The sequence below is a fragment of the Nostoc sp. DedVER02 genome (assembly GCF_034530675.2).
Classification (GTDB): Bacteria; Cyanobacteriota; Cyanobacteriia; order Cyanobacteriales; family Nostocaceae; genus Nostoc.
Map to the genome: position 1 here is coordinate 1 of NZ_JAVRCP020000043.1, position 19,948 is coordinate 19,948.

The 19,948-nt window shown below is 41.7% G+C and carries 17 protein-coding genes and 2 pseudogenes; 6 read left to right on the plus strand and 13 right to left on the minus strand.

Going from position 1 to position 19,948, the window contains the following annotated elements; genetic code table 11:
• Nucleotides 1-23 precede the first annotated feature (23 nt).
• Together RMZ41_RS27415 and RMZ41_RS27420 are read left to right on the plus strand one after the other, a co-directional pair.
• A complete protein-coding gene (locus RMZ41_RS27415; RefSeq protein WP_322641790.1) occupies nt 24-674 on the plus strand; it encodes a MotA/TolQ/ExbB proton channel family protein in 651 nt (216 codons plus the stop codon).
• Between the two features lie 32 nt (nt 675-706).
• A complete protein-coding gene (locus tag RMZ41_RS27420; protein ID WP_322641789.1) occupies nt 707-940 on the plus strand; it encodes a hypothetical protein in 234 nt (77 codons plus the stop codon).
• Nucleotides 941-961: 21 nt separating this feature from the next.
• Here RMZ41_RS27420 and RMZ41_RS27425 read toward each other — a convergent pair whose 3' ends face one another.
• Together RMZ41_RS27425 and RMZ41_RS27430 are read right to left on the minus strand one after the other, a co-directional pair.
• Entirely contained in the window at nt 962-1,315 is a 354-nt protein-coding gene (locus RMZ41_RS27425) for a DUF5615 family PIN-like protein (RefSeq protein WP_322641788.1), read from the minus strand.
• Nucleotides 1,312-1,548, minus strand: coding sequence for a DUF433 domain-containing protein (locus RMZ41_RS27430; RefSeq protein WP_322641787.1), 237 nt, complete (start codon nt 1,546-1,548; stop codon nt 1,312-1,314). Before RMZ41_RS27430 ends, RMZ41_RS27425 begins: the two co-directional genes overlap by 4 nt.
• 272 nt (nt 1,549-1,820) lie before the next feature.
• Here RMZ41_RS27430 and RMZ41_RS27435 point away from each other — a divergent pair, with 272 nt between their 5' ends.
• Nucleotides 1,821-2,543, plus strand: coding sequence for a TerC family protein (locus tag RMZ41_RS27435; protein ID WP_322641786.1), 723 nt, complete (start codon nt 1,821-1,823; stop codon nt 2,541-2,543).
• A 174-nt stretch (nt 2,544-2,717) separates the two neighbouring features.
• Here RMZ41_RS27435 and ndk read toward each other — a convergent pair whose 3' ends face one another.
• Complete coding sequence (gene ndk / locus RMZ41_RS27440) at nt 2,718-3,167, minus strand: nucleoside-diphosphate kinase (protein WP_322641785.1); 450 nt, start codon at nt 3,165-3,167, stop codon at nt 2,718-2,720.
• A gap of 216 nt (nt 3,168-3,383) precedes the next feature.
• Between ndk and speA the strand changes: the two genes are divergently transcribed.
• Nucleotides 3,384-5,399: a biosynthetic arginine decarboxylase gene (speA, locus tag RMZ41_RS27445; protein ID WP_322641784.1), complete on the plus strand. Its 2,016-nt coding sequence runs from the start codon at nt 3,384-3,386 to the stop codon at nt 5,397-5,399.
• Between the two features lie 91 nt (nt 5,400-5,490).
• On the opposite strand, the gene RMZ41_RS27450 is transcribed toward speA, so the two are convergent.
• Both RMZ41_RS27450 and RMZ41_RS27455 read right to left on the minus strand, forming a co-directional pair.
• Nucleotides 5,491-6,660, minus strand: coding sequence for an NDP-sugar synthase (locus RMZ41_RS27450; RefSeq protein ID WP_322641783.1), 1,170 nt, complete (start codon nt 6,658-6,660; stop codon nt 5,491-5,493).
• 535 nt (nt 6,661-7,195) lie between these two features.
• A complete protein-coding gene (locus tag RMZ41_RS27455) occupies nt 7,196-8,728 on the minus strand; it encodes a cryptochrome/photolyase family protein (protein WP_322641782.1) in 1,533 nt (510 codons plus the stop codon).
• 137 nt (nt 8,729-8,865) lie between these two features.
• On the opposite strand from RMZ41_RS27455, the gene RMZ41_RS27460 reads away from it, so the two are divergent.
• The gene (locus RMZ41_RS27460) at nt 8,866-10,413 is read left to right on the plus strand and encodes an FAD-binding domain-containing protein (protein WP_322641781.1); all 1,548 of its coding nucleotides are present in this window, start codon (nt 8,866-8,868) and stop codon (nt 10,411-10,413) included.
• Nucleotides 10,414-10,601: 188 nt separating this feature from the next.
• Here the strand turns inward: RMZ41_RS27460 and RMZ41_RS27465 are convergent.
• Nucleotides 10,602-10,715 (minus strand): annotated as a pseudogene (locus RMZ41_RS27465) (site-specific integrase); the annotation flags it as partial.
• Nucleotides 10,716-10,867: 152 nt separating this feature from the next.
• Between RMZ41_RS27465 and RMZ41_RS27470 the strand changes: the two are divergent.
• Nucleotides 10,868-11,101, plus strand: a complete 234-nt coding sequence (locus tag RMZ41_RS27470) for an EF-hand domain-containing protein (RefSeq protein ID WP_322641780.1) — start codon at nt 10,868-10,870, stop codon at nt 11,099-11,101.
• A 305-nt stretch (nt 11,102-11,406) separates the two neighbouring features.
• Here the strand turns inward: RMZ41_RS27470 and RMZ41_RS27475 are convergent, their stop codons facing one another.
• The 7 genes and pseudogenes from RMZ41_RS27475 to RMZ41_RS27505 all read right to left on the minus strand — a co-directional run bounded on the left by RMZ41_RS27475 (nt 11,407) and on the right by RMZ41_RS27505 (nt 19,938).
• On the minus strand, nt 11,407-12,753 hold the full coding sequence (locus RMZ41_RS27475) for a hypothetical protein (protein ID WP_322641779.1): 1,347 nt from the start codon (nt 12,751-12,753) through the stop codon (nt 11,407-11,409).
• Nucleotides 12,754-12,898: 145 nt separating this feature from the next.
• Nucleotides 12,899-13,150, minus strand: a complete 252-nt coding sequence (locus RMZ41_RS27480) for a hypothetical protein (protein ID WP_322734343.1) — start codon at nt 13,148-13,150, stop codon at nt 12,899-12,901.
• Between the two features lie 166 nt (nt 13,151-13,316).
• Entirely contained in the window at nt 13,317-14,711 is a 1,395-nt protein-coding gene (locus RMZ41_RS27485; protein WP_322641777.1) for a DUF4231 domain-containing protein, read from the minus strand.
• A 145-nt stretch (nt 14,712-14,856) separates the two neighbouring features.
• A pseudogene (locus RMZ41_RS27490) lies at nt 14,857-15,102 on the minus strand (IS4 family transposase); the annotation flags it as partial.
• Between the two features lie 109 nt (nt 15,103-15,211).
• Nucleotides 15,212-15,949: a hypothetical protein gene (locus RMZ41_RS27495; RefSeq protein WP_322641776.1), complete on the minus strand. Its 738-nt coding sequence runs from the start codon at nt 15,947-15,949 to the stop codon at nt 15,212-15,214.
• A 39-nt stretch (nt 15,950-15,988) separates the two neighbouring features.
• On the minus strand, nt 15,989-16,753 hold the full coding sequence (locus tag RMZ41_RS27500) for a DUF928 domain-containing protein (RefSeq protein WP_322641775.1): 765 nt from the start codon (nt 16,751-16,753) through the stop codon (nt 15,989-15,991).
• Between the two features lie 35 nt (nt 16,754-16,788).
• Nucleotides 16,789-19,938 (minus strand): TIR domain-containing protein, encoded by a 3,150-nt coding sequence (locus RMZ41_RS27505; RefSeq protein WP_322641774.1) that lies wholly within the window; start codon nt 19,936-19,938, stop codon nt 16,789-16,791.
• Nucleotides 19,939-19,948: the final 10 nt, after the last annotated feature.

A 19,948-nucleotide genomic window follows, 5' to 3' on the forward strand; every position in this document is an offset into this window, starting at 1 on the left:
CATTCTTCTTTTACTGTTAGATTTTGCGCTCTTTATCTACCTTTTACGGGTTTATTCGGTTAGGTGCAAGATATGAGCTACGCTTCGTAATAACTTTGTGTACTGCCATTGGTCTTTTAGGAACATTTTATGGTATACAACAGGGACTCCAAGGAATTAATTTATCTACAAAAGATACCAACGAACTGATAACTGCCACTAAAGATCTACTGGTGGGAATGAAAACAGCTTTTTCCACTTCCATGATGGGGCTTGGTTCTGGTAGTGTATTCACTTTAGTTTTGTTTATATATGATTCGGGACGGCAGACAAGGCGTGATAGCTTACGCCATAAACTCAATGCGCTCGCAACTTTGAAAACAACAGATAATAGCAATGGCGATCTAGTTGAAGCATTTATCCGTGTAGGAAATAAGTTGTCAGCGTTAAACCAACCCAGTGCTGAAGCCATCGGTCAAGCTGTAGGTAGGAGTATTGCAGAACAAAGTGCCAACCGCGAAGTGGTTGAAGCACTTAGCCTTGTAGCAAAAAATTTAACCGGACTAAAGCAGCTAAATGCAGAAGCTATAGGACAAGCTGTAGGTAGCAGTATTGCAGAACAATTTGCAGGTTTAAATCAGTTGTCAGCCCAAGCTATTGGACTAGCCGTGCGTCAGCAGCTATTTGGAAGGTAGCAATTTATAACTCATGGTTACAACATCAGTTATTGTGGCGTTTAGCTCTTTATTATAGTGGTCATCAAGAACAGGGGTTAGCAAAGTCTCTAGCTGAATCTTTTAATATCTTTGCTAATTCTGACTTAGTTAGTCACCTCCTACCAGTTCAAATTATTCGGGCGCTTTGCAGTAAACAAGCAGGTATACGAAAGCGAGAACACAGGCTTGAGCGGTGGAAAGGAGAAATTGAATATCTAGAACGGGAAGCTAGAGCCTACGTGTGATATTAGGAATTTTTATAGAGACTACTGATGGACAATAATGGTGTCTCGACTTATTTCAATATAGGAATGCTGCTTAAACAATTCAACTATAGATTGGAAGTTAGCTATAAATAGAGATTCCAATTCTGAGTTATTGATATTGCCTGTCGTGATTAAAAGGAGTTTATAAGGTTGCTGAACTGTTAAAAAAGAGTTGACAAAATCCACATCTTTAGTAATTAAAATTCGATTTTGTTGAATTGATACGGTATTAATCTCATTATCTGGCGTAGCATTTTCCCGTGGTAAGTCTCTGGTGTGGATCGTGTCATAACCTGAAGTTTTGAGAAAACGGGCAAGACGAACTGGTAACTGAGCATCGACAATAAATTTCATGAGGCGATTCGATGAATGCTTTTGACTTGGCTGAGTCGAGCGGCAAATAACAAGACAGCTAAAATATCTTTAGATTCTAAATCTTCATAATCTGCCAAGATTTCCTCAGTAGTCATGCCAGAACTGAGCAGTTCCAAAATAAACTCAACTGGATAACGAAGTCCTCGAATGCAGGGTTTACCGTGGCAGATATTTGGATTATGAGTGATGCGTTGTAGAAGTGTGTCATTCATAAACTCTTACCATATTTTTGTTGTCATCTTTTAATTTTAGATGCGAACTGACAGTAGCTTATTGCGATCGCATTCAGCAAGATGTTAAAACTTTTGATGTATTGACTTATACGCAAATTTCCCCACTTCCACTGCGATCGCATCGATCCAACCCTCTTCAAAATGCACCACAAGCACGTTAAGCTGGATTAAAGTGACAATTTATTGCGCTTTTCAATATATAAATCTCTGTTCTTGTCAAATTTTAATTTTTTCTGCTTGAGAAACCCGGAATGCTAGACCAAATTTTTGATTACCTCGACTTTCATTTCAGCCTTGAAGCCCTTATAGTTCTGGTGATCCTGGTGCTTTTAGAGGCGCTGTTATCTGCCGACAATGCGATCGCTCTCGCTGCGATCGCAAAGGGGTTGGAAGACAAGGAACTGGAGCGTAGAGCTTTGAACTTTGGTTTAGTCGTTGCTTATGTGCTGCGAATCAGCCTGATTCTTACTGCCACTTGGGTACAACAATTCTGGCAATTTGAATTATTAGGTGCTGCTTATCTGCTGTGGTTGGTATTTCAACACTTTACCTCAGAAGAAACCAAAGACGAACACCATCACGGGCCACGTTTTAATTCATTGTTGCAAGCGATACCTGTGATTGCATTTACAGATTTGGCATTTTCTTTGGATAGCGTGACAACTGCGATCGCAGTTTCTCAAGAAAAATGGCTAGTACTAACGGGTGCAACAATTGGGATTATTACGCTACGATTCATGGCAGGATTGTTTATCCGTTGGCTAGACGAATACGAAAACCTAGAAGATGCAGGCTATGTAACTGTAGCTTTTGTAGGCTTGCGCCTATTATTGAAAGTAGTGAACGATAATTTAGTTCCACCAGAATGGATCATGATTACAGCCATCTTCCTGATTCTAGGCTGGGGATTTTCCAAGCGTGTTAACACTGAAGTGCCCCAATTAGAACCAGAAAAGAGCGAAGCATCTAAATAAAAAGGCAAGGGGACAAGGAGAGCAAGGAGGGCAGGAGGACAAGGAGGACAAGGAGGACAGGGGAGAATTATTCAACAAGTCTCTTCCTTGTCTCTCCCCTCTTCCTTGTCCCCCCTATCTCTTATCAATTCCAAATTCCCAATCCCCAATCCCCAGTCCCCAGTCCCTAACGTCTTACTCGTGCAACCAAGGGGTTGAGTGTGGTTGCCAATTGACTAATTCTTCATCTTTAAACCATAGGGCGATTTCATGTTTCGCTGTTTCTGGAGCATCAGAACCGTGGATCAAGTTGCGACCAATATTTATGCCGAAATCACCGCGAATTGTTCCTGGCTCAGATGTTAAGGGGTTCGTGGCACCAATAATCTTTCTCGCAGACGCAACAACGCCATCACCTTCCCATACCATCGCCACCACTGGGCTAGAAGTAATAAATTCTACTAGACTACCAAAAAAGGGACGTTGCCGATGAACACCATAGTGTTGTTCAGCTAGTTCCTTACTGACTTTCAAGAACTTTAAACCAACTAGGGTAAAACCTTTAGTTTCAAAGCGACGAATAATTTCCCCCACTAATCCCCGTTGTACTCCGTCAGGCTTAATTGCTAAGAATGTACGTTCCATTGCGATCTCCCAAAGCTTAATAAAGTTTTTATCTTGTCATTAGTCATTAGTCTTTTGTCATTTGTCCAAGGGTAAGGGTTTTGCACTCTTGACCAATGACCAATGACCAACGACCAATCAGAGTTTATCTCAGAAATTATCCCTGGGTGCATATACGTTCCCAAATGAATGCGTTAAATTGTTAAGTCGTGGGCGAAAAACAGAGGTTAGGAAGAAATGGGTGAGTCAACTGCTACATCTGATGAGGTGGTACCAGTACCGTCCAATGGACAAAAATCTGAAGTGAAAAATCCTAAACAAAAGAAACTTTTACCACCTACTACTACCGCAGGAAATTTACCTCGCTCCTGGAAAATTGAGGATAGTGAAGCGTTGTACCGCATTGAAGGTTGGGGACAACCCTATTTTTCGATTAGCGCTGCTGGTCACGTCACCGTGTCACCAAAGGGCGATCGCGGTGGATCTCTCGACTTGTTTGAATTGGTCAACTCCATGAAACAGCGCAACTTGGGACTTCCCATGTTGATTCGCTTTTCGGATATTTTGGAAGACCGGATTGAACGGTTGAATGCTTGTTTTGCCAAAGCGATCGCCCGCTACAACTACCCTGGCGTATACCGGGGTGTGTTTCCTGTCAAATGCAACCAAGAGCGGCATTTGATTGAAGATTTAGTCAAGTTTGGCAAACCCCATCAATTTGGTTTAGAAGCTGGCTCCAAACCAGAACTAATGATTGCTCTGGCTGTCCTCGATACCCCAGGAGCATTATTAGTTTGCAATGGCTACAAAGACCGAGAATACATTGAAACGGCAATGTTAGCCCAAAGATTAGGGCAAACACCAATCATCGTCTTAGAACAGATTGAAGAGGTTGATTTGGTAATTGATGCCAATCGCCAGTTAGGTATTAAACCGATATTAGGTGTCCGCGCTAAACTCAGTACCCAAGGTATGGGACGTTGGGGAGCCTCTAGTGGCGATCGCGCTAAATTTGGTTTGACAATGCCGGAAGTAATCGAGGCTGTTGACAAGTTGCGGGAAGCTAACTTGCTCGATTCTTTGCAGTTGATGCACTTCCACATCGGCTCACAAATCTCTGCCATCAATGTAATTAAAGATGCCATCCAAGAAGCCAGTCGCATTTATGTGGAATTGGCCATGCTGGGGGCGGATATGAAATACCTTGATGTCGGTGGCGGGTTGGGTGTAGATTACGATGGCTCTCAAACCAACTTCTATGCATCGAAAAATTACAACATGCAGAACTATGCTAACGATATCGTAGCAGAGTTAAAAGATACCTGTGCAGAGCGCCAAATTTCCGTACCAACACTGATTAGTGAAAGTGGACGGGCGATCGCTTCCCATCAGTCAGTGCTGATTTTTGATGTTCTTAGTACTAGCGATGTCCCTCTCGATTCACCAGAACCTCCACAAGAGGGAGAATCCCCAATAATTAATTACCTTTGGGAAACTTACCAATCTATCAACCAAGAGAACTATCAAGAGTTTTACCACGACGCGGCCCAATTCAAAGAAGAAGCCATCAGCCGATTTAACTTAGGAATTTTACGTCTTAGAGAGCGAGCCAAGGCCGAACGACTCTACTGGGCTTGTTGCCAGAAAATTCTTAACATTACTAGACAGCAAGAATACGTACCCGATGAACTAGAAGACCTTGAGAAAATCATGGCTTCCATCTACTACGTTAATATGTCAGTGTTTCAATCAGCACCAGATTGCTGGGCGATTGACCAGCTATTCCCCATCATGCCAATCCACCGCTTGGATGAAGAACCAATCCGGCGAGGGATTTTAGCAGACCTCACCTGTGATAGCGATGGTAAAATCGACCGCTTTATTGACCTACGCGATGTCAAATCTGTTTTAGAGTTGCACACCTACAAGCCCGGAGAACCCTATTATTTAGGGATGTTCTTAAATGGAGCTTACCAAGAAATCATGGGCAATTTGCACAACCTATTTGGCGATACTAACGCCGTTCACATCCAATTAACGCCGAAAGGCTACCAGATTGAACACGTTGTCAAAGGTGACACCATGAGCGAAGTAGTAAGCTACGTTCAGTATGACTCTGAAGATATGGTGGAAAACATTCGCCAGCGTTGCGAGAAAGCATTAGAAGAAAAACGCATTACCCTAGCAGAATCTCAGCGATTACTGCAAACCTATGAGCAGAGTCTCAGAAGGTATACGTACTTAAATAGTTAGGAGTTAGGAGTGAAGAGTTAGGAATAAAGTTAAGAGTTAGAAGTGAAGAGTGAAACACAAACTCCAAACTCCTAACTCCAAACTCCTAACTCTAATTGGCGTTTGTCCCCAGCAATTCCTCTATCGCTTGTCGCTCAAGAGGGGTATGGGATGGTGGTGCTTGACGAGCATCGGTAATCAGCCAGTCTAAAGCAGCAGCTTGGACATCTATAGCTGCTCCAGTTTTATCTACGCAATAACGCCCAAACACCAGCTTATCAACTAAGCGGACTCCTGGCCCCAAGCGCGACCATTCAAAAATCACGCTATTTTCTACTGTTGCGCCACTACATATCCAACAATTGGGGCCAATCATCGCTGGGCCGACAATTTTTGCTCCGTCTTCTATTCTTGTCATCCCGCCGATATAAACTGGGCCTGTGATATCCACTTTGTCCCAATTCACGGCGACATTTAAGCCAGTATAAATACCAGGGGCGACTTCATGACCGGGGATTTGCACATTTTTGATTTCACCCAGTAGTACACCGCGAATTGCCCGCCAATAGTCTGGAACTTTACCAATATCTACCCATTCAAAATCCATAGGAATGGCATAGAAAGGGGCTTTTATTTCTACCAATTTCGGAAATAATTGGCCACCAATGTCATATTCGACACCAGAAGGAATGTAATTAAACACCTCTGGTTCAAAGATGTAAATACCTGTGTTGATGTTAGTGCTAAGGGCTTCTTCAGTTGAAGGTTTTTCTTGGAAAGCTTTAACACGCCCCTCTTCGTCCGTGACTACCACACCGTAGCTAGAAACTTCTTCTTTGGGGACAGATTTTGTAATAATAGTAGCGATCGACCCTTTAGCTCTATGCCATTTAACTGCCGCAGTTAAATCTAAATCAATCAACGCATCACCGCACAATACCACAAAGGTATCATCAAAAAATGGTGAGAAATCCTGGATGCGGCGCATCCCTCCAGCAGAGCCGATTGCTTCTCCCTCTAGTTTACCCTCATCATCAATTTTGCCTTCAAAGGAATAGGCAATCTGCACCCCAAACCGCTGACCATCACGGAAATAGTTTTCTATTTCTTCAGCCAAATGACTGACGTTGACCATAATCTGGTCAAACCCATGTTGGCGTAACAGTTCCAGCAAGAACTCCATCACTGGCTTTTGCAGGATAGGAATCATTGGTTTAGGAATTGTATAGGTAATCGGACGCACGCGAGTACCCTTGCCAGCCGCGAGAATCATCGCTTTCATAAAAATTTATTCCTCAACCACAAGCCATGTTTACTTTCATCGAGTGATACTTAATCATCAGTTTTTATTTCTGCTCTAAGTCATCCCTTAAACAGGGATAACAGGAATTTAGTGGTTATTGCAACCATCTATATACTTAGATGACAAGCGATCGCTTATCTTTTCAGGGTAACTGAAAGTTTCAACATTTTAAAACCCCTCATTTGTATCAAGGGTTAATGCTACATTCAGGTCATTTTAGACAATTCAGCAAATGGCAAGTTTACTACTTTACTCATGAGCTTACCTTGAATGTGTTTACCACCTAGCGACTTCTCGCCTTGTTCGGTGACGATTCAAGTCGGGTGAATTTTTAGTTAGGCAAAATCTGGGTAGGGAATCGCGCAGTTATTCTGTTGCAGCCAATACTCGTAATAAAATGTCTTGCCTCAAATATATTTTGGGTAAACTCAAGGACTGGTGGGCGTTGCGCCCATAGAGAAAACGCTCTTGTCGGAACATTTTATTTTCTGGAGATCCCTTAGACGACGAATGGCTAAACGGTTGTTGCTTGCGTGGTATGCCAATTATCAGCTAGAGTGCGAATTGTCTGAAGTTCTGATGGTGAAATACGTTCCAGGTTACGCAAAATTTGAGTCATACGTGGCTGTTTTTTAAGCTTATCGTAATGACGAGCCAGGAAGTCCCAGTAAAAGAAGTTGAAAGGACAAGCATTATTAGCAGTGCGCTCACGATGATTATAAGCACACTTTTTACAATAGTCGCTCATATTGTTGATGTAGTTAGCAGAAGCAGCATAAGGTTTAGATGCAATCATTCCACCATCAGCAAACTGCCCCATACCAATTACATTGGTTTGCATCACCCAATCGTAGCCATCAATAAAAGCGGCATGAAACCAGTTCTCAAGTTCTTGAGGCGAAATTCCGGCAATCAAAGCAAAGTTGTTCAGTACCATCAAGCGCTGAATATGGTGAGCATAACCTATTTGTTTAACCTGATTTAAAATCTGGTGCAGACAATTCATCTTTGTATCACCACTCCAATAAAAAGCAGGCAGTGGATGAGTGTGATTAAACCAATTACTTTCTGAATAATTTTGTTTTAGGTAAACATAAACCCCGTGCATATACTCTCGCCAACCCAACACCTGACGGATAAAGCCCTCAATACTATTTAGTTCCCATTGCTGTTGGTTGTCTAAATATGCAAGTTCTGCTTTTTGAACAACTTCCAATGGATGAAGCAACCCAATGTTAAGGTAAGGAGAAAGCATTGAGTGCCACATTGTTTGTTCTCCTGTCACCATCGCATCTTGATAAGGGCCAAAACCAGATAGACAAGTTTCCACAAAAAATTCAAGTACAAGTAATGCTTGCTGTCGCGTCACTCCCCAACGAAATGGCTCTAGTTGCCAGTAAGAATGATTGTCCTCGAATGCCTCAGATTGCTTAAGGAAGTTAATCACATCTTGGGTAATCGAGTCTGGTTCAAACCACAAGGCTTCAGGTAAGGTCATCTTGCCTTTGGGTGGTTTACGATTCTCTTTATCAAAGTTCCATCGTCCGCCAACAGGTTGATTCCCCTCCATGAGAATGTTGAAGCGCTGTCGTCCCTGACGATAAAAGTCTTCCATGATTAAGCGTTTGCGACCATTAGCCCATTGTTGGAACTCTTGATCACTCCAGATAAAGCGATTATTGGGTGTAAAAGTGACTTGAATTGGAAGTTTTAGTTTTTGAATCAACGCAGCAAAAGGGCGATCTGTTGGAGTCATCACCCGCAATTCGTTAATTTGGTGCTGTTCAATCCATTCAAGTAAGGGTGTTTTGAAGTCTTGGCTTTGAGTGTATGTCACTGCCCAACCTTCATTGACTAGTTCATCAGCGAAGTGACGCATAGCTGACCAGACTAGTACCAATTTTTGCAAATGGTAAGGAAGTTCTTGAGCGTGAGTTAGGGATTCAATAAAAATTACAGGAGTCTGTTGCTTTTGTTGCAAGCAACTTTGTAGCGCTGACTGCTGTAACCAAAGTTGATCTCCGAGAACCCAAACGCCAATGGTCATGCTCTTGCTCCCTCTGTTGCCGTGCATTGGCAATGTGACGAAAAAATGCTACTCAATCAAGTGTAACGCTCAAGTCACAAAAACTTTCTCAATGAAATAAGTGGTACAAATGTATTGTAGACTGGGAAAGTTGAACTATGCATCTTCTGTGGTTTCGTCGAGATTTGCGGCTAACTGATAACGAAATTGTCACGTTAGCGACTGCCAATGATGCAGCCGTTTTACCATTCTTCATTATTGATCCTTGGTTTTATCAGTGGGTCGATGTTGGAAAGGCGAGAGTCAGGTTTTTGTTTGAATCACTAGAAAACCTGGACTCCAACCTGCAAAAGTTAGGTAGCCGTCTGTATTTATTTGAAGGTAATTCTACAGATATTTTACAAGAGTTGACTCGACAATTATTACACCTTGGATATCGACCCAAACTTTGCTTTAACCGCGACGTACAGGTAGAGTATGGTATCAGTCGAGATAAATCTATAGTCGATTTCTACAAACAGTTGAATTTGGATTACCACATTGGGCTAAATAACTTTTTACAATTATCAGATCAGCGTGATGAGTGGTTTAAGCAATACTATACTTACCAAAGACAACCCCAACATCAAACACCTCAAACTTTTAAGACACCTCAATTAACTCTTAAATTACCACAGCTAATGTTTAAAGAACTTCAAAAGAAATATTATAGTTTCTGGGCAGTAGATAAAGTTTATTTTCCAGGAGGAGAAACGCAAGCAATCTCAACATTAGACTCATTTTTGAAGAGTAGATATCAAGGATATCACTGGAAGCTGTCACGTCCAATGTTGTCACAAATGGGTGCAACATCACATTTGTCTCCCCATCTAACTTTCGGAACTATTTCTGTTCGTAGTATTTATCAAAAAACTAAAGCCAGAGCAAAAGAACTGAAAAATCAGCCAAAATCAGACTTATCCTTAAAAGCATTTCGTGACCGCTTACGCTGGCATGATAGTTTTACACAACGTCTTTATTTTTATCCAGAAATAGCTTATCAAAATCGCTATCCTGAATTTGATGAATGGTATACACCCTTAGAGCTAACATCAGAAAAGCAAGAATTATTTCAGGCATGGCTTGAAGGGTTAACAGGCTTTCCCTTAGTAGATGCCAGTATGCGACAACTAAAAACTATGGGTTGGATGAACTTTCGGATGAGGGCAATGTGTGCCACATTTTTAACTATCAACTGTGGTATTTCCTGGCATCACGGTGCTAGACATTATATGAACTATTTAGTAGATGGAGATTTAGCAATTGATAATTGGCAGTGGCAGATGCAATCAGGTGTTACTAATCCCTTAAGTGATACTTTTCGCATATATAACCCAAATAAAAATATTCAGGAAAAAGACCCAGACCTCAAATTTATTTACTATTGGATAAGCGAACTAAAAGGGTACAATCTACCAGAAATTATTCAAGGTAAATATCTTGGCACTAGTTCTTATCCACAAACTATTTTAGATTGGGCTAAAACCCGCAAAATTAACGGTAAAATTATCTCTGACCTTCGGAAAAAAGTAAGAGAAAGGTTAACTCTTGAGGATGGAGATGAATATGAAAGTGCAGTTGCAGCTAAAGAAACAGTCAATAAATACTGGCAGCACAAAGATAGACAGTACAAAGAATTCAAGGAATTAGAGGCAGAACTAGAGTAGTTAAGATAAAGGATAGCGTAGTTTACCGCCGCAGGCATCGCAGCTAGTTCTAGAGGAAAGTCAGTTAAGAGCGATCGCCATCTACCCAGTCGCATCGGTCTGTGTGAGATGCGCTCGATTGGGTGGAGTGGATGAGGTGAATCATCTGTTGATTGCCGTGTTTGGCAGACATTAAACCTTTTGTTACTCAACGGTATGCCTGCATTACTCATCTGGGTGAGTGCAGTACGCCTGAAGTTGTGGGTACTCACGCCAATTATCCCAGCCTCACAAGCTTCTCTCAAAATCTTAGAGGCTGGGTCTGCGCGTAAACCCTGTAACTCACAACGTACACCCAATCTAAGCCCCAGCGATAGCCGTTTCTACGTCTTTTGATACAAGTTTATTTAATTTTGAGAGATTACTCAGAGATTAATGAGATATTAAGTTGAAAACCTAATTCAGATAGAAACTTATGACAACCGTGCAAGAGCTTCAATCTCTTTTTAATACCTTAGATAGCGATCGAGACGGCAAAGTATCCATTAATGATCTTTTTTTAAGCCCTGGCTTAAGTGCAATCATTTCATCAGAAACAAATACCACTAGTCCCCAAGAATTACTAGTAAATTATGATTCAGACAAAGACGGTAGTATTACCTTTGAAGAGTTAAAGGAAGCAGTTGAGAAAGCAAATAATTTAACATAGCACTCGAAAAACCTAATACTAAAATCCCTCTCTAGCCCACGCTTTGAGGGATTTGCAATCTATCGCTAAATTTTATAAGAAGAATTCAGAACTCAGGAGTCTGCGGGAAATGTCTTTGTGGGCAGTGGCGAGATAACTTTACTATAGCAAAAGCCTTGGTGGTTAGGACATCAACAGATGATGAAACTCAGACACAAAAAGACTTTTCACCCAGTCCCCAGTCCCCAGTCCCTAGCTATATGACGGCGGAAAAAATTGCAGAATCTACAGCGATCGCCTTAAACTCCTGCCCTCCCTGTACAAATTCAACTTGCAGGGAACTGTGCTAGGAGGTCTTTACCATCAATAATGGTACTAGTAAAGGTGAAACTATGGTTAGCTTGGTAGCGTGGGTCTGACTTAACGATAACCATGAAGTCACGATGTCCCTGTTTTGTCCTACCTACTTGACAGCCAGCGCTCCATCTTCCTACATCGGACTTAGGGTTATCACCTCCCCAATGTTGGTTAATGCCAAAATGACCTGAGTCTATAGAGTCGCCTTTATCGCGGGTGCCTGAACGATTTGCATCACGATGGACAGTGACTGAACCACCAGTTTGGACAAGAGCTTCATGAGGAGAAGCCTGTCCGTGAGTTCCTACCTGCCATGCGGTGTATTGCCCGAAGGCGATAATTGCCGCACCCTTGGCGTTCAAGGGATTGTATGTATAGTACTTACCTGGATTAGTTGTGGCTTCCCAACAGCCAATCATCTTAGGTTTGCCGTCTTTAAACTCAATCACGATGCGGAGGTCGTTCCAGACATTGAGGGCGTTGTCATTGAGTGTTCCGTCCGGATTCATCCCTTCGATGTAGATAATATTCTTATATCCAGGTTCTTTGTCAATTTTGTAGCCCTTCTTCTGGCAATAGGCAACGATTTTCTCTTCTAGAGTTTTAGGCTTGGTCGGGACTGTTGCGATTTTGGAGCCGTCAATCTGGACATGTCCACCATAGATAAACCAAATGCGCCGATCCTGAACTGGAGCTTTGAGCATGACTCGGAGATGGTGAGCGTCTGCGATCGCCACCTCGCTAATTTCCAACTGTGTCCCCGCTTTGACAGAGGCTTTTTCTGATGCCTCAAGCTTGTTGGAGGGCAATGAGCAGCTTTTAAATACCGAGTCAGAAGTCACTTTGAGATTAAACTGCCCCTGCTCGCTCTGGTTCTCTTTGAGTCCTATTGCTTGCAGAAAGTATAAAATTGCCGCACAACCAGCAGCCGAATCAATACTCTTAGTGTGATTAGTCCCAGCCCAAACAAACGGCGTAATTCCCTGGCTATCTTTGCCCTGGAAGTCATTGCACGCATCAAAGGCCAATAAACGAGCTGGGAGCTTTGCTGGTATCTGTTCGCCCTGAATCTTACTCAGCTTGTGCTTGACTTGATCGAAGAATTGGGTAGAACCTTGGAAATCCGTCTTAGCGTGTAAGATTCCTGCCCAATACCAAGGTAAGTTGGGATAGTACCACTCGATTTTCTCGTAAAAGCCGCGATCGTAATACAGCTTCTCAGCAATTTTTTCTAACTCTGGCAAGAGATTTGATTGCACCTTGCAGACTTGCCATAGTTCTGTATATTTTTCCTGATTAGACATAATATTAGCCATTTTTATGATGTCTGCTTGTAACTGTTCATAGATAAGTAAGGAACGGCAAAATTTTTTTATATTAAAAACGCCTTAAAGCTTTACTTTTCAATAATCGCCAAAAGCTTGAACGCGCAACACTTGCATCCGCTTTTAAAAAGTCCAGCTAGGAGTTGTTTGAAGTATCACTTGCTGTATACAAGTTCCAGTCTGGACTTCTTGGCTGTTGATTACTCAGGTCTTGATGCTCCGTTTCTTTATATCTAATGTCTTGATTTTTAATCTGTTCTATGCGTTGGCAGAGGCTATAGATGATTGTCGGGTCACGGATAATTTCAGTCAGTATGCGGGCTTCATTCAAGTCTCTGGCATCGCTTCTTAAGTCACGCAACACCAGATCAATTAGCTCAGGACTCATTTCTATTTCCAAAGAAATGTTAATCGCAACATCTTGCCCCATTTTGTCTACGTTGATCGAATACTTTTTGCTGTTACGAATCATAATTGTGTCCTGCGGTGAGTGCCTTCATTTTCTGTCTAATGTTTCCGCTAACTTAATTTCTCAAACTTTAAATGCTAAACCATTAAGCGTAGGGTTTCAGGAATAGGTCAGCTTCAGCTTCTCTTCGTCTCCTAAGTCCTTGCTCAACATTTGATCCAGGATTACGATACTTGATGAAAGTTTCGCGGATATTAGCCCAATCACGATTCTTTAAGACTCTGGTCATTGACTCAAAATTAGAGAGACCGTAAAATTTACTCCCCAAGTTGTAGCCAAAGCTGAGTAAAGCACCTTGTTGGTTAGGGTTGAGTTCGCTCCAGTAAGGTATTTTCATTAAATCGGGTAAATAGCTTGTTTCCAACTGATAAATCAACAGTTCATCAGCTTGTTGTTGGGAAATACTATCTCCCATGTACCACGGACTACCGTCACGTTTCCTGGTCGTACCCCAGCCAATTGTGATTGGTAGCCCTCCACTTAAAGGATCTTTGTATGCATTAAGATAGCAACCTTCAAACTTTTTAATTAGCTCAACTCCACACATAGGTAGACTTGTGGAGACTTGTTTGGTTTCGGTGGGCTGGTTAGTTGCTGTACCGTTCTTGCTTATAGGATTGCTCTTAATCTTAACCAGAATCTCGTTAGCACTGAGATACTGTACTGAATTAGGGTTTAGGCTGGTACTGTCCCGGTCTTCCTCATCCTCTTGCAATAAATTACCAACAGGACTTAAGTCAGGTTGCTTATCTGAGTCCTCTTGGGCTGTCAGAAGTGCTGGTTTTGCGTCATCGCGCTCTTGTTCCAACTGCTGCCTTTCGGCTTGGACACGCTGCTTCTCGGCTTCTAGTTCCTTAAGTTGGGCTTCATACTGTGCCCGTAACTGCAACTGCTCGTTGAGCTTTTCTAGAGCAAGTTCAGCATTCTTTGTGACTGTTTCTTGTGTCTGCTTAGTGCCTGCCTCTTGTCGTTCTGTTAACTGGGAAATAAAGCCCTGTAAGTCTTGCTGAATATACTGTTCGACACGTTCAGCAAAAATGGTATAGGCCTCGGAGTGGGTATTAAATTGACGATAGGGGCCAGCCATTTGGAAAAACTGCCACCCCTCAATTTTCAAGCCTTCAGCAGTATTACGATAGTTGCGGTACTTCTCACCATGACCAAAAAACTCTTCAACCGCAGCAGAAACGGCTACTACCTGACTTAAACCGAAAGCCGACCAGCCAACAATTTCTTGCCACTTCTGGTTCCCCTTCTGAAAACCAATTAGTGCTGGGACAATTACCCCACCAATGATAGTAATCATTCTGAGGTTGTGATGAGCATTGCGTTCTTTGGTGGCTCGTCCCTCCAGCCACATGAGTTGGTCAAGCCAGCGATTTTTCAGAAAGTCTTTTCGCAAGTCTGACAAGTCGAGTCGGTCAATCAGTCCACAGAATACCTGTCTAAGGTATTGACTATAGTCTTCTTTCTTACCCATAGTTTTAAATTTCTCAAAAGCTTCTAGATATACTTACATAAAAATATTGCTTCATCATCAGTAGTTTCCCCAATTAGCACTTTTGCTTTAAAAATTCCCGATATGGATCTTTTTTTGCCATTGTTGGCTCCTCAAGGTAGATAATTTGGTTCAGATTCATAAAATCTTCCAGCCTCAAAAATTGCTTGGCATCACAGAAGTTAAACTCGATTTGAAAGAGAAGTTTGTAATAATCAATGATTTTATTAGACTTCAAATTTAGGTCGCTAGAAAATGAAATTACATGGCTACGAGCATGAATTTCAAGATTGGTTTTGACCTAAATTACTAAAATTACTATATTAAGAGCCTGTGCCAATTCTTGATGGAGCAGAGTATCTTTATAAACATCAGGATGTCGAGCATGGGCTAAATCGTAGTTTCTGAGTTATCGTTTGGGAAGACAATAACTCTACTACGACAGCCCTACCTCTTCGTACTCTTTTTTGGCAGCGATATTGTTAAGTAGAAAGTAAATGTGTAATTGTGTGAGTTAACTTTTCCCAATCCGCTTCTAAATCAATGGTTTGCAACTTACCAGAAGCAGCTAATTTTTCAGCACGTTCATCTGTAGCTTCTCCATTTAATGCACAAACAAGTTTATCGGCTGTTCTACCACTACCTGCTATTACCATCACCAAGCGTCCGGCGATGACGCTATTAGCAGCGTCAAGAAAGGTAATTTCTCCACCATTTATCAGCACTGTTACCGAAGGTGCGCCGCTAGCTAGCATGGTTGCTACTTGTACTATCCAAGGAGATTCATCACCCCAATTATTGCCAGGGACTAGGATAAAATGAGTATGATGTGGTTCTAAAAGTGCAGCATCATCACTAGATTCAGTCTGATTGGGTAGAATGACTTTTCCTGTAGGCGCTACACCAATCAACGGAAATTGAGCATTGATTTGATGACGAGCATTACCTATCAATTGCATGACTCCGGCATCTGTACCACCATCGACAATATATGCTCCTAAACGTTGCGCTATTGGGGCTAATACTTCCACAAACAAGTTTTGGATACGCACAAAGTCTGCTTCGCTCATCTGACTTGCACCACCAACGATGACTAAAATCGGATGGGAACCAACCAGCCCCATTTGCTCAAGCGCATCAGACAATTCTCCTGCTTCGGATACTGTAGCGGCTTTTGCTGTTTGTCCTTCATTGAAACTCAAGTTAAAAAATTTTTCCATGTCCGGTAATTTTATTAATTAATCAGATGATTTTATTTACTACTTTTGTAGTTTGAGTTCAGAAATAGGGGAATTAACAAATTCTTCAAGTTTAAAAAATGATAGTAAATTACCCCAGTCCTGTTGATTAGCAACTCGGTTCTGAGCAAGTTGGCTAACAGTTTCATACCAAATGTTATTTTCTGCATAAGGAATGTACTGATGTTGATATGCTGTGTGCTTGATTTGTGCTACTAGCTTAGGACTCGCTCGCACTCGTTGAACCCAACCATTAACACTAATATTTGTGTTAGATCCCTGAGTATTGACACAAGCAATTTTGAAGTACCAATGATATTTTTTTCCAATCAATAATGGTTTTTCGGTAGGGGGAAGACTAATGCTGACAATACCTTTTTTTTCTGATAAAGAGAACAGCAGAGGCTTTGTTAAAACAGACTTTTTCTGTTCATCTAATAATCTAAATTTAGCTGGAGGTGACTGGGAATTTCCTCCAAAGGGTAAGTAAAACCAGAACTGGGGATAATCCTGAGTAGTCAAGCCTCCATTGTTATTAGAAACTAAGGCAATGAGGTTGTTGCTATTTATTTGAGAACATTGCGATCGCGTTGCTCCTCCTCGCGATCGCCCAGATGCATTTCCCTCGGCTCTAGAACCACTAAACATCTGGCCAATACGCTCAAACAAATTCTGTGCTTGGGCTTTGCGAACAAAAATAGGAGACAAAAAATTAAAATAAAAAACACTTGTCAGAGTGCAGATCAAAATAGTTGACCGCCGAATCGATAATTGTGGACGAAGCATTTTGCAATTTCCTCTTAGTCTGCTGATTTGTTGACTTAAGTTTTACGGAGTCGATTAGTTAAGTATAATACTGCTCCTCCAGTAAATATTAATGTCAAAAATGCTGGAATAAAAGGTATCCAACCGCTTTGAGTAACTAAAATTACGGAACATATTATGTATAAAGTTCCAGTAGAAAGTCCTACAGCTATACCTGTGTAAAGATTGCGGTTAAATCGCCAACAGACAACAGCACCTACCAAAGCCCAACTAAACATCCACACTGTTTCATAACCAAGAGGCCACCACCAGATAAGCGAGCGATTATCTAAGGTCGCACTCAAGATTTGGCTGATGGTTTGCCCATGCAACGTTACTCCGGCAACGTCACTATAGGGTGTACTCCAGTAATCAGCTTGTCTGTTTTGCCTGTCAGTAAAGCCAATCAGTACAATCCGATTTCTAATTTGTTCAGCAGAAACTTTATTGTCCAAAACTTCCCAAATATTGACTCTAGGCGCGAAATTATTGGGGTCGCCGCCAAAAGTACGATATTTGAGCATCGTTTGATAACCTTGAAGCTGATTATCCATGTCTTGATAGCCACCTCCCAGTCCCAGTAGTTGGGGAATCACTGTTTTACCAAACTGCATCGGTTGGTCATAAGCTTTGGTTTCGGGATTTAGAGGAGAGGTGAAAGGCTGACCCTTGGCTTCTAGATAGCGACGAGCAATTACTAGACTCAAAGCTTCCGGTGTATTGCAATATTTAGGGTCTGGCTTTTGCATCAAGTATTGTCGGCGCACAAAACGACCACCTTTAGCATCGTCATCAACTAAGTCACTAAAGCCAACTTGCTCTAACGGGACTTCTGGTGCGTGTTTAAAGCCAAGAATTTTTTCACCCCGCCTATTTTCATAACTGTTTTTACAGACCGAAATGAAGTTTTTTGTTTGCTGTAAACGTTGTTTTAGGCTACCTTCAGCCGGAAAATCACGGATAAAATCCAGCCCAATCATACTAGGTTGATGTTGGGAAAGATTTTTGAGTAAATCGTCTAGAGCCGCATCAGGAATAGAACCTTTACCACCCGGATATCTCCCGGATTCATTCAACTTTTCAAGACTTTCGGGATCGACATCGACCATTAAAAATCTTTCGTCCTTGGGTTCATCAGGACGTAAGGACATCATCTGGTCATAAGCTGCTAGCTCTAAAGGCTGAGTGAATCCGAGAAATCTAGCAATGAACATTACCATTGTCACAACCAAGCTACTCAGCAGCACAGTACGGAGCTTGATTTTCCGATAGGGAAGAGCGCGACTAGCAGCAAGATATTCTAGTTGGAGATTGGTGGGGGCTGGTTGTTTGTCAACAGACTGCTTCAACCATTCCTCAGAAGCGACTAAATCTTTACCCCGCAACAAGAAACTATCATCACGTTTGCGATCGTCCCACTCCTTCGCTTTCAAGAAAAGACGCGTGTGCGATCGCACGTAATCTGGATCTGCATCTAGTGTTCTAGTTAATTCCCCAAATTTGGTTAGAAAATCTGCTCCATACTTGCAAAAATCAATCCATTGTACTTTTGCTAACCCTGGGTGAATATCTGCAATGTTAATTTCCCGATACAAAACAGTAACGATTCGCTTATGCAAATTCATCGCGTACTCTACCTCAGCCTTGCAGTAGGGTGAACTGATAGAGTTGGGTGAAATAATAAATAAGAAGTTGTTGGCGCTTTCTATTCCTCGGTAAATCTCTTGCTCAAAGTCACTACCGGAGGCAATACTTTCCTGATCGAACCAAGTAGTCTTGTTTTGAATTTGCAATGTATCGTTGAGCTTGCGTGCAAAGTCAGAATCAGCACGAGAGTAAGAAATAAATACGTCCAGCGCTGCCTCTGGGGGCTGCTTGAGGCTTTCAGTGATGAACTCTACTTGCAAAGGTATGGGCAGATGTTGCGTTTTTTGTTTAGCTACCTTTAACCAAGCCTCAGCATTACGAAGATTGTGACCCCGCAACAAAATACTAGAATTGCGTTTTTGTCGTTCCCACTTCAGAGCTTTGACTAATAAAATTTTATGCTGTTCGTAGTAAGCTGTATCTTGAAACAGCACATTAATTAGCTGGTCAATATTGGCAGAGTCTTTTGCCTGCGGTTGTTGCTCTGTAAAGTCAATGAAGTGCAGGGTACGTAATTCGATAGGAATTAGCTCTAGGTCTACTTGTTCAATCAACAAAGGAATGACCCGCTTTTTCAGAGAGAAAGCATGAGACAGTTCCATTTGACAGTATTCTGATTGCAAAGAGGCCGCAGACATCAGAAAAACCAGATTATCTACTTCCTCAATACCTCGATAAATCGACTCGACAAAATCCGACCCAGACTGAATATCTGTTTTGTTTGTCCAAACCGTGAAACTTTCTCGCATCAAGATTTTAGCAATTTTCTCCATAAATGCCCTCTCTTTTTCTGAGTAGGAGAGGAACACCTGAGTCATCAGGTTGTTAGCATTTTTGATACTCTGACAAATCAAAGCACAGTGTAAATCCGTTGGTTCACAGGGCGGTTGCTCGTGTTTAAACCGAATTTTCAGCCAGTCTTCAGCCTGTATCCGTTCTTCACCAACTAACAGGTATTCTGACTTTTGTTGTTTTTGTTCCCACTCTATGGCTCTGGCTAAAAAGTAGGTGTGTTGACGCACATACTCTCGATGACGGGAAAATAGCTCTAGGAGTCCGGCAAAGGATTTCTCAAAGTCATCTATACCTTCACGGAAGTATACCCAGTTAATCTTGCCAATAGCTGGGTGCATATTGGGAAAACTGGAATGCAACCCCTTGGCTTTATATTCTTCCCAGTGACTCGCTTCACCTCTAGGATTGCGTTGCTGCCAAATTTCTTGAGTAATTTGCTCTACATGGAGTAAGGGAATAATGCGTTTATTCCGGCGGAGTGCTAAATCTATTTCTTTACCACAATAAACGGAGTTGATTGAATGAGGCGCAATGATAAAGAGAAAATTGTCTGATTTATCAATCCCATCATCTATTTGATTTTGGAAATCAACACCCAAAGGAATATCATTTTGGTCAAACCAAATTTTCAAGTCTGCTTCTACAAGTCGCTGATGCAGCTTAGTTGCAAAATCTTTGCTATCTGCTCTTCCATAAGAAATAAATGCATCTTTAAAGCTATTCATATTGAGTATT

Bases quoted from the DNA above. Each gene is read 5' to 3' on its own strand.
- RMZ41_RS27425 (WP_322641788.1), bottom strand. From the start codon at position 1,315: ATGAAATTTATTGTCGATGCTCAGTTACCAGTTCGTCTTGCCCGTTTT.
- RMZ41_RS27430 (WP_322641787.1), bottom strand. From the start codon at position 1,548: ATGAATGACACACTTCTACAACGCATCACTCATAATCCAAATATCTGC.
- RMZ41_RS27435 (WP_322641786.1), top strand. From the start codon at position 1,821: ATGCTAGACCAAATTTTTGATTACCTCGACTTTCATTTCAGCCTTGAA.
- ndk (WP_322641785.1), bottom strand. From the start codon at position 3,167: ATGGAACGTACATTCTTAGCAATTAAGCCTGACGGAGTACAACGGGGA.
- speA (WP_322641784.1), top strand. From the start codon at position 3,384: ATGGGTGAGTCAACTGCTACATCTGATGAGGTGGTACCAGTACCGTCC.
- RMZ41_RS27450 (WP_322641783.1), bottom strand. From the start codon at position 6,660: ATGAAAGCGATGATTCTCGCGGCTGGCAAGGGTACTCGCGTGCGTCCG.
- RMZ41_RS27455 (WP_322641782.1), bottom strand. From the start codon at position 8,728: ATGACCATTGGCGTTTGGGTTCTCGGAGATCAACTTTGGTTACAGCAG.
- RMZ41_RS27460 (WP_322641781.1), top strand. From the start codon at position 8,866: ATGCATCTTCTGTGGTTTCGTCGAGATTTGCGGCTAACTGATAACGAA.
- RMZ41_RS27470 (WP_322641780.1), top strand. From the start codon at position 10,868: ATGACAACCGTGCAAGAGCTTCAATCTCTTTTTAATACCTTAGATAGC.
- RMZ41_RS27475 (WP_322641779.1), bottom strand. From the start codon at position 12,753: ATGGCTAATATTATGTCTAATCAGGAAAAATATACAGAACTATGGCAA.
- RMZ41_RS27480 (WP_322734343.1), bottom strand. From the start codon at position 13,150: ATGAGTCCTGAGCTAATTGATCTGGTGTTGCGTGACTTAAGAAGCGAT.
- RMZ41_RS27485 (WP_322641777.1), bottom strand. From the start codon at position 14,711: ATGGGTAAGAAAGAAGACTATAGTCAATACCTTAGACAGGTATTCTGT.
- RMZ41_RS27495 (WP_322641776.1), bottom strand. From the start codon at position 15,949: ATGGAAAAATTTTTTAACTTGAGTTTCAATGAAGGACAAACAGCAAAA.
- RMZ41_RS27500 (WP_322641775.1), bottom strand. From the start codon at position 16,753: ATGCTTCGTCCACAATTATCGATTCGGCGGTCAACTATTTTGATCTGC.
- RMZ41_RS27505 (WP_322641774.1), bottom strand. From the start codon at position 19,938: ATGAATAGCTTTAAAGATGCATTTATTTCTTATGGAAGAGCAGATAGC.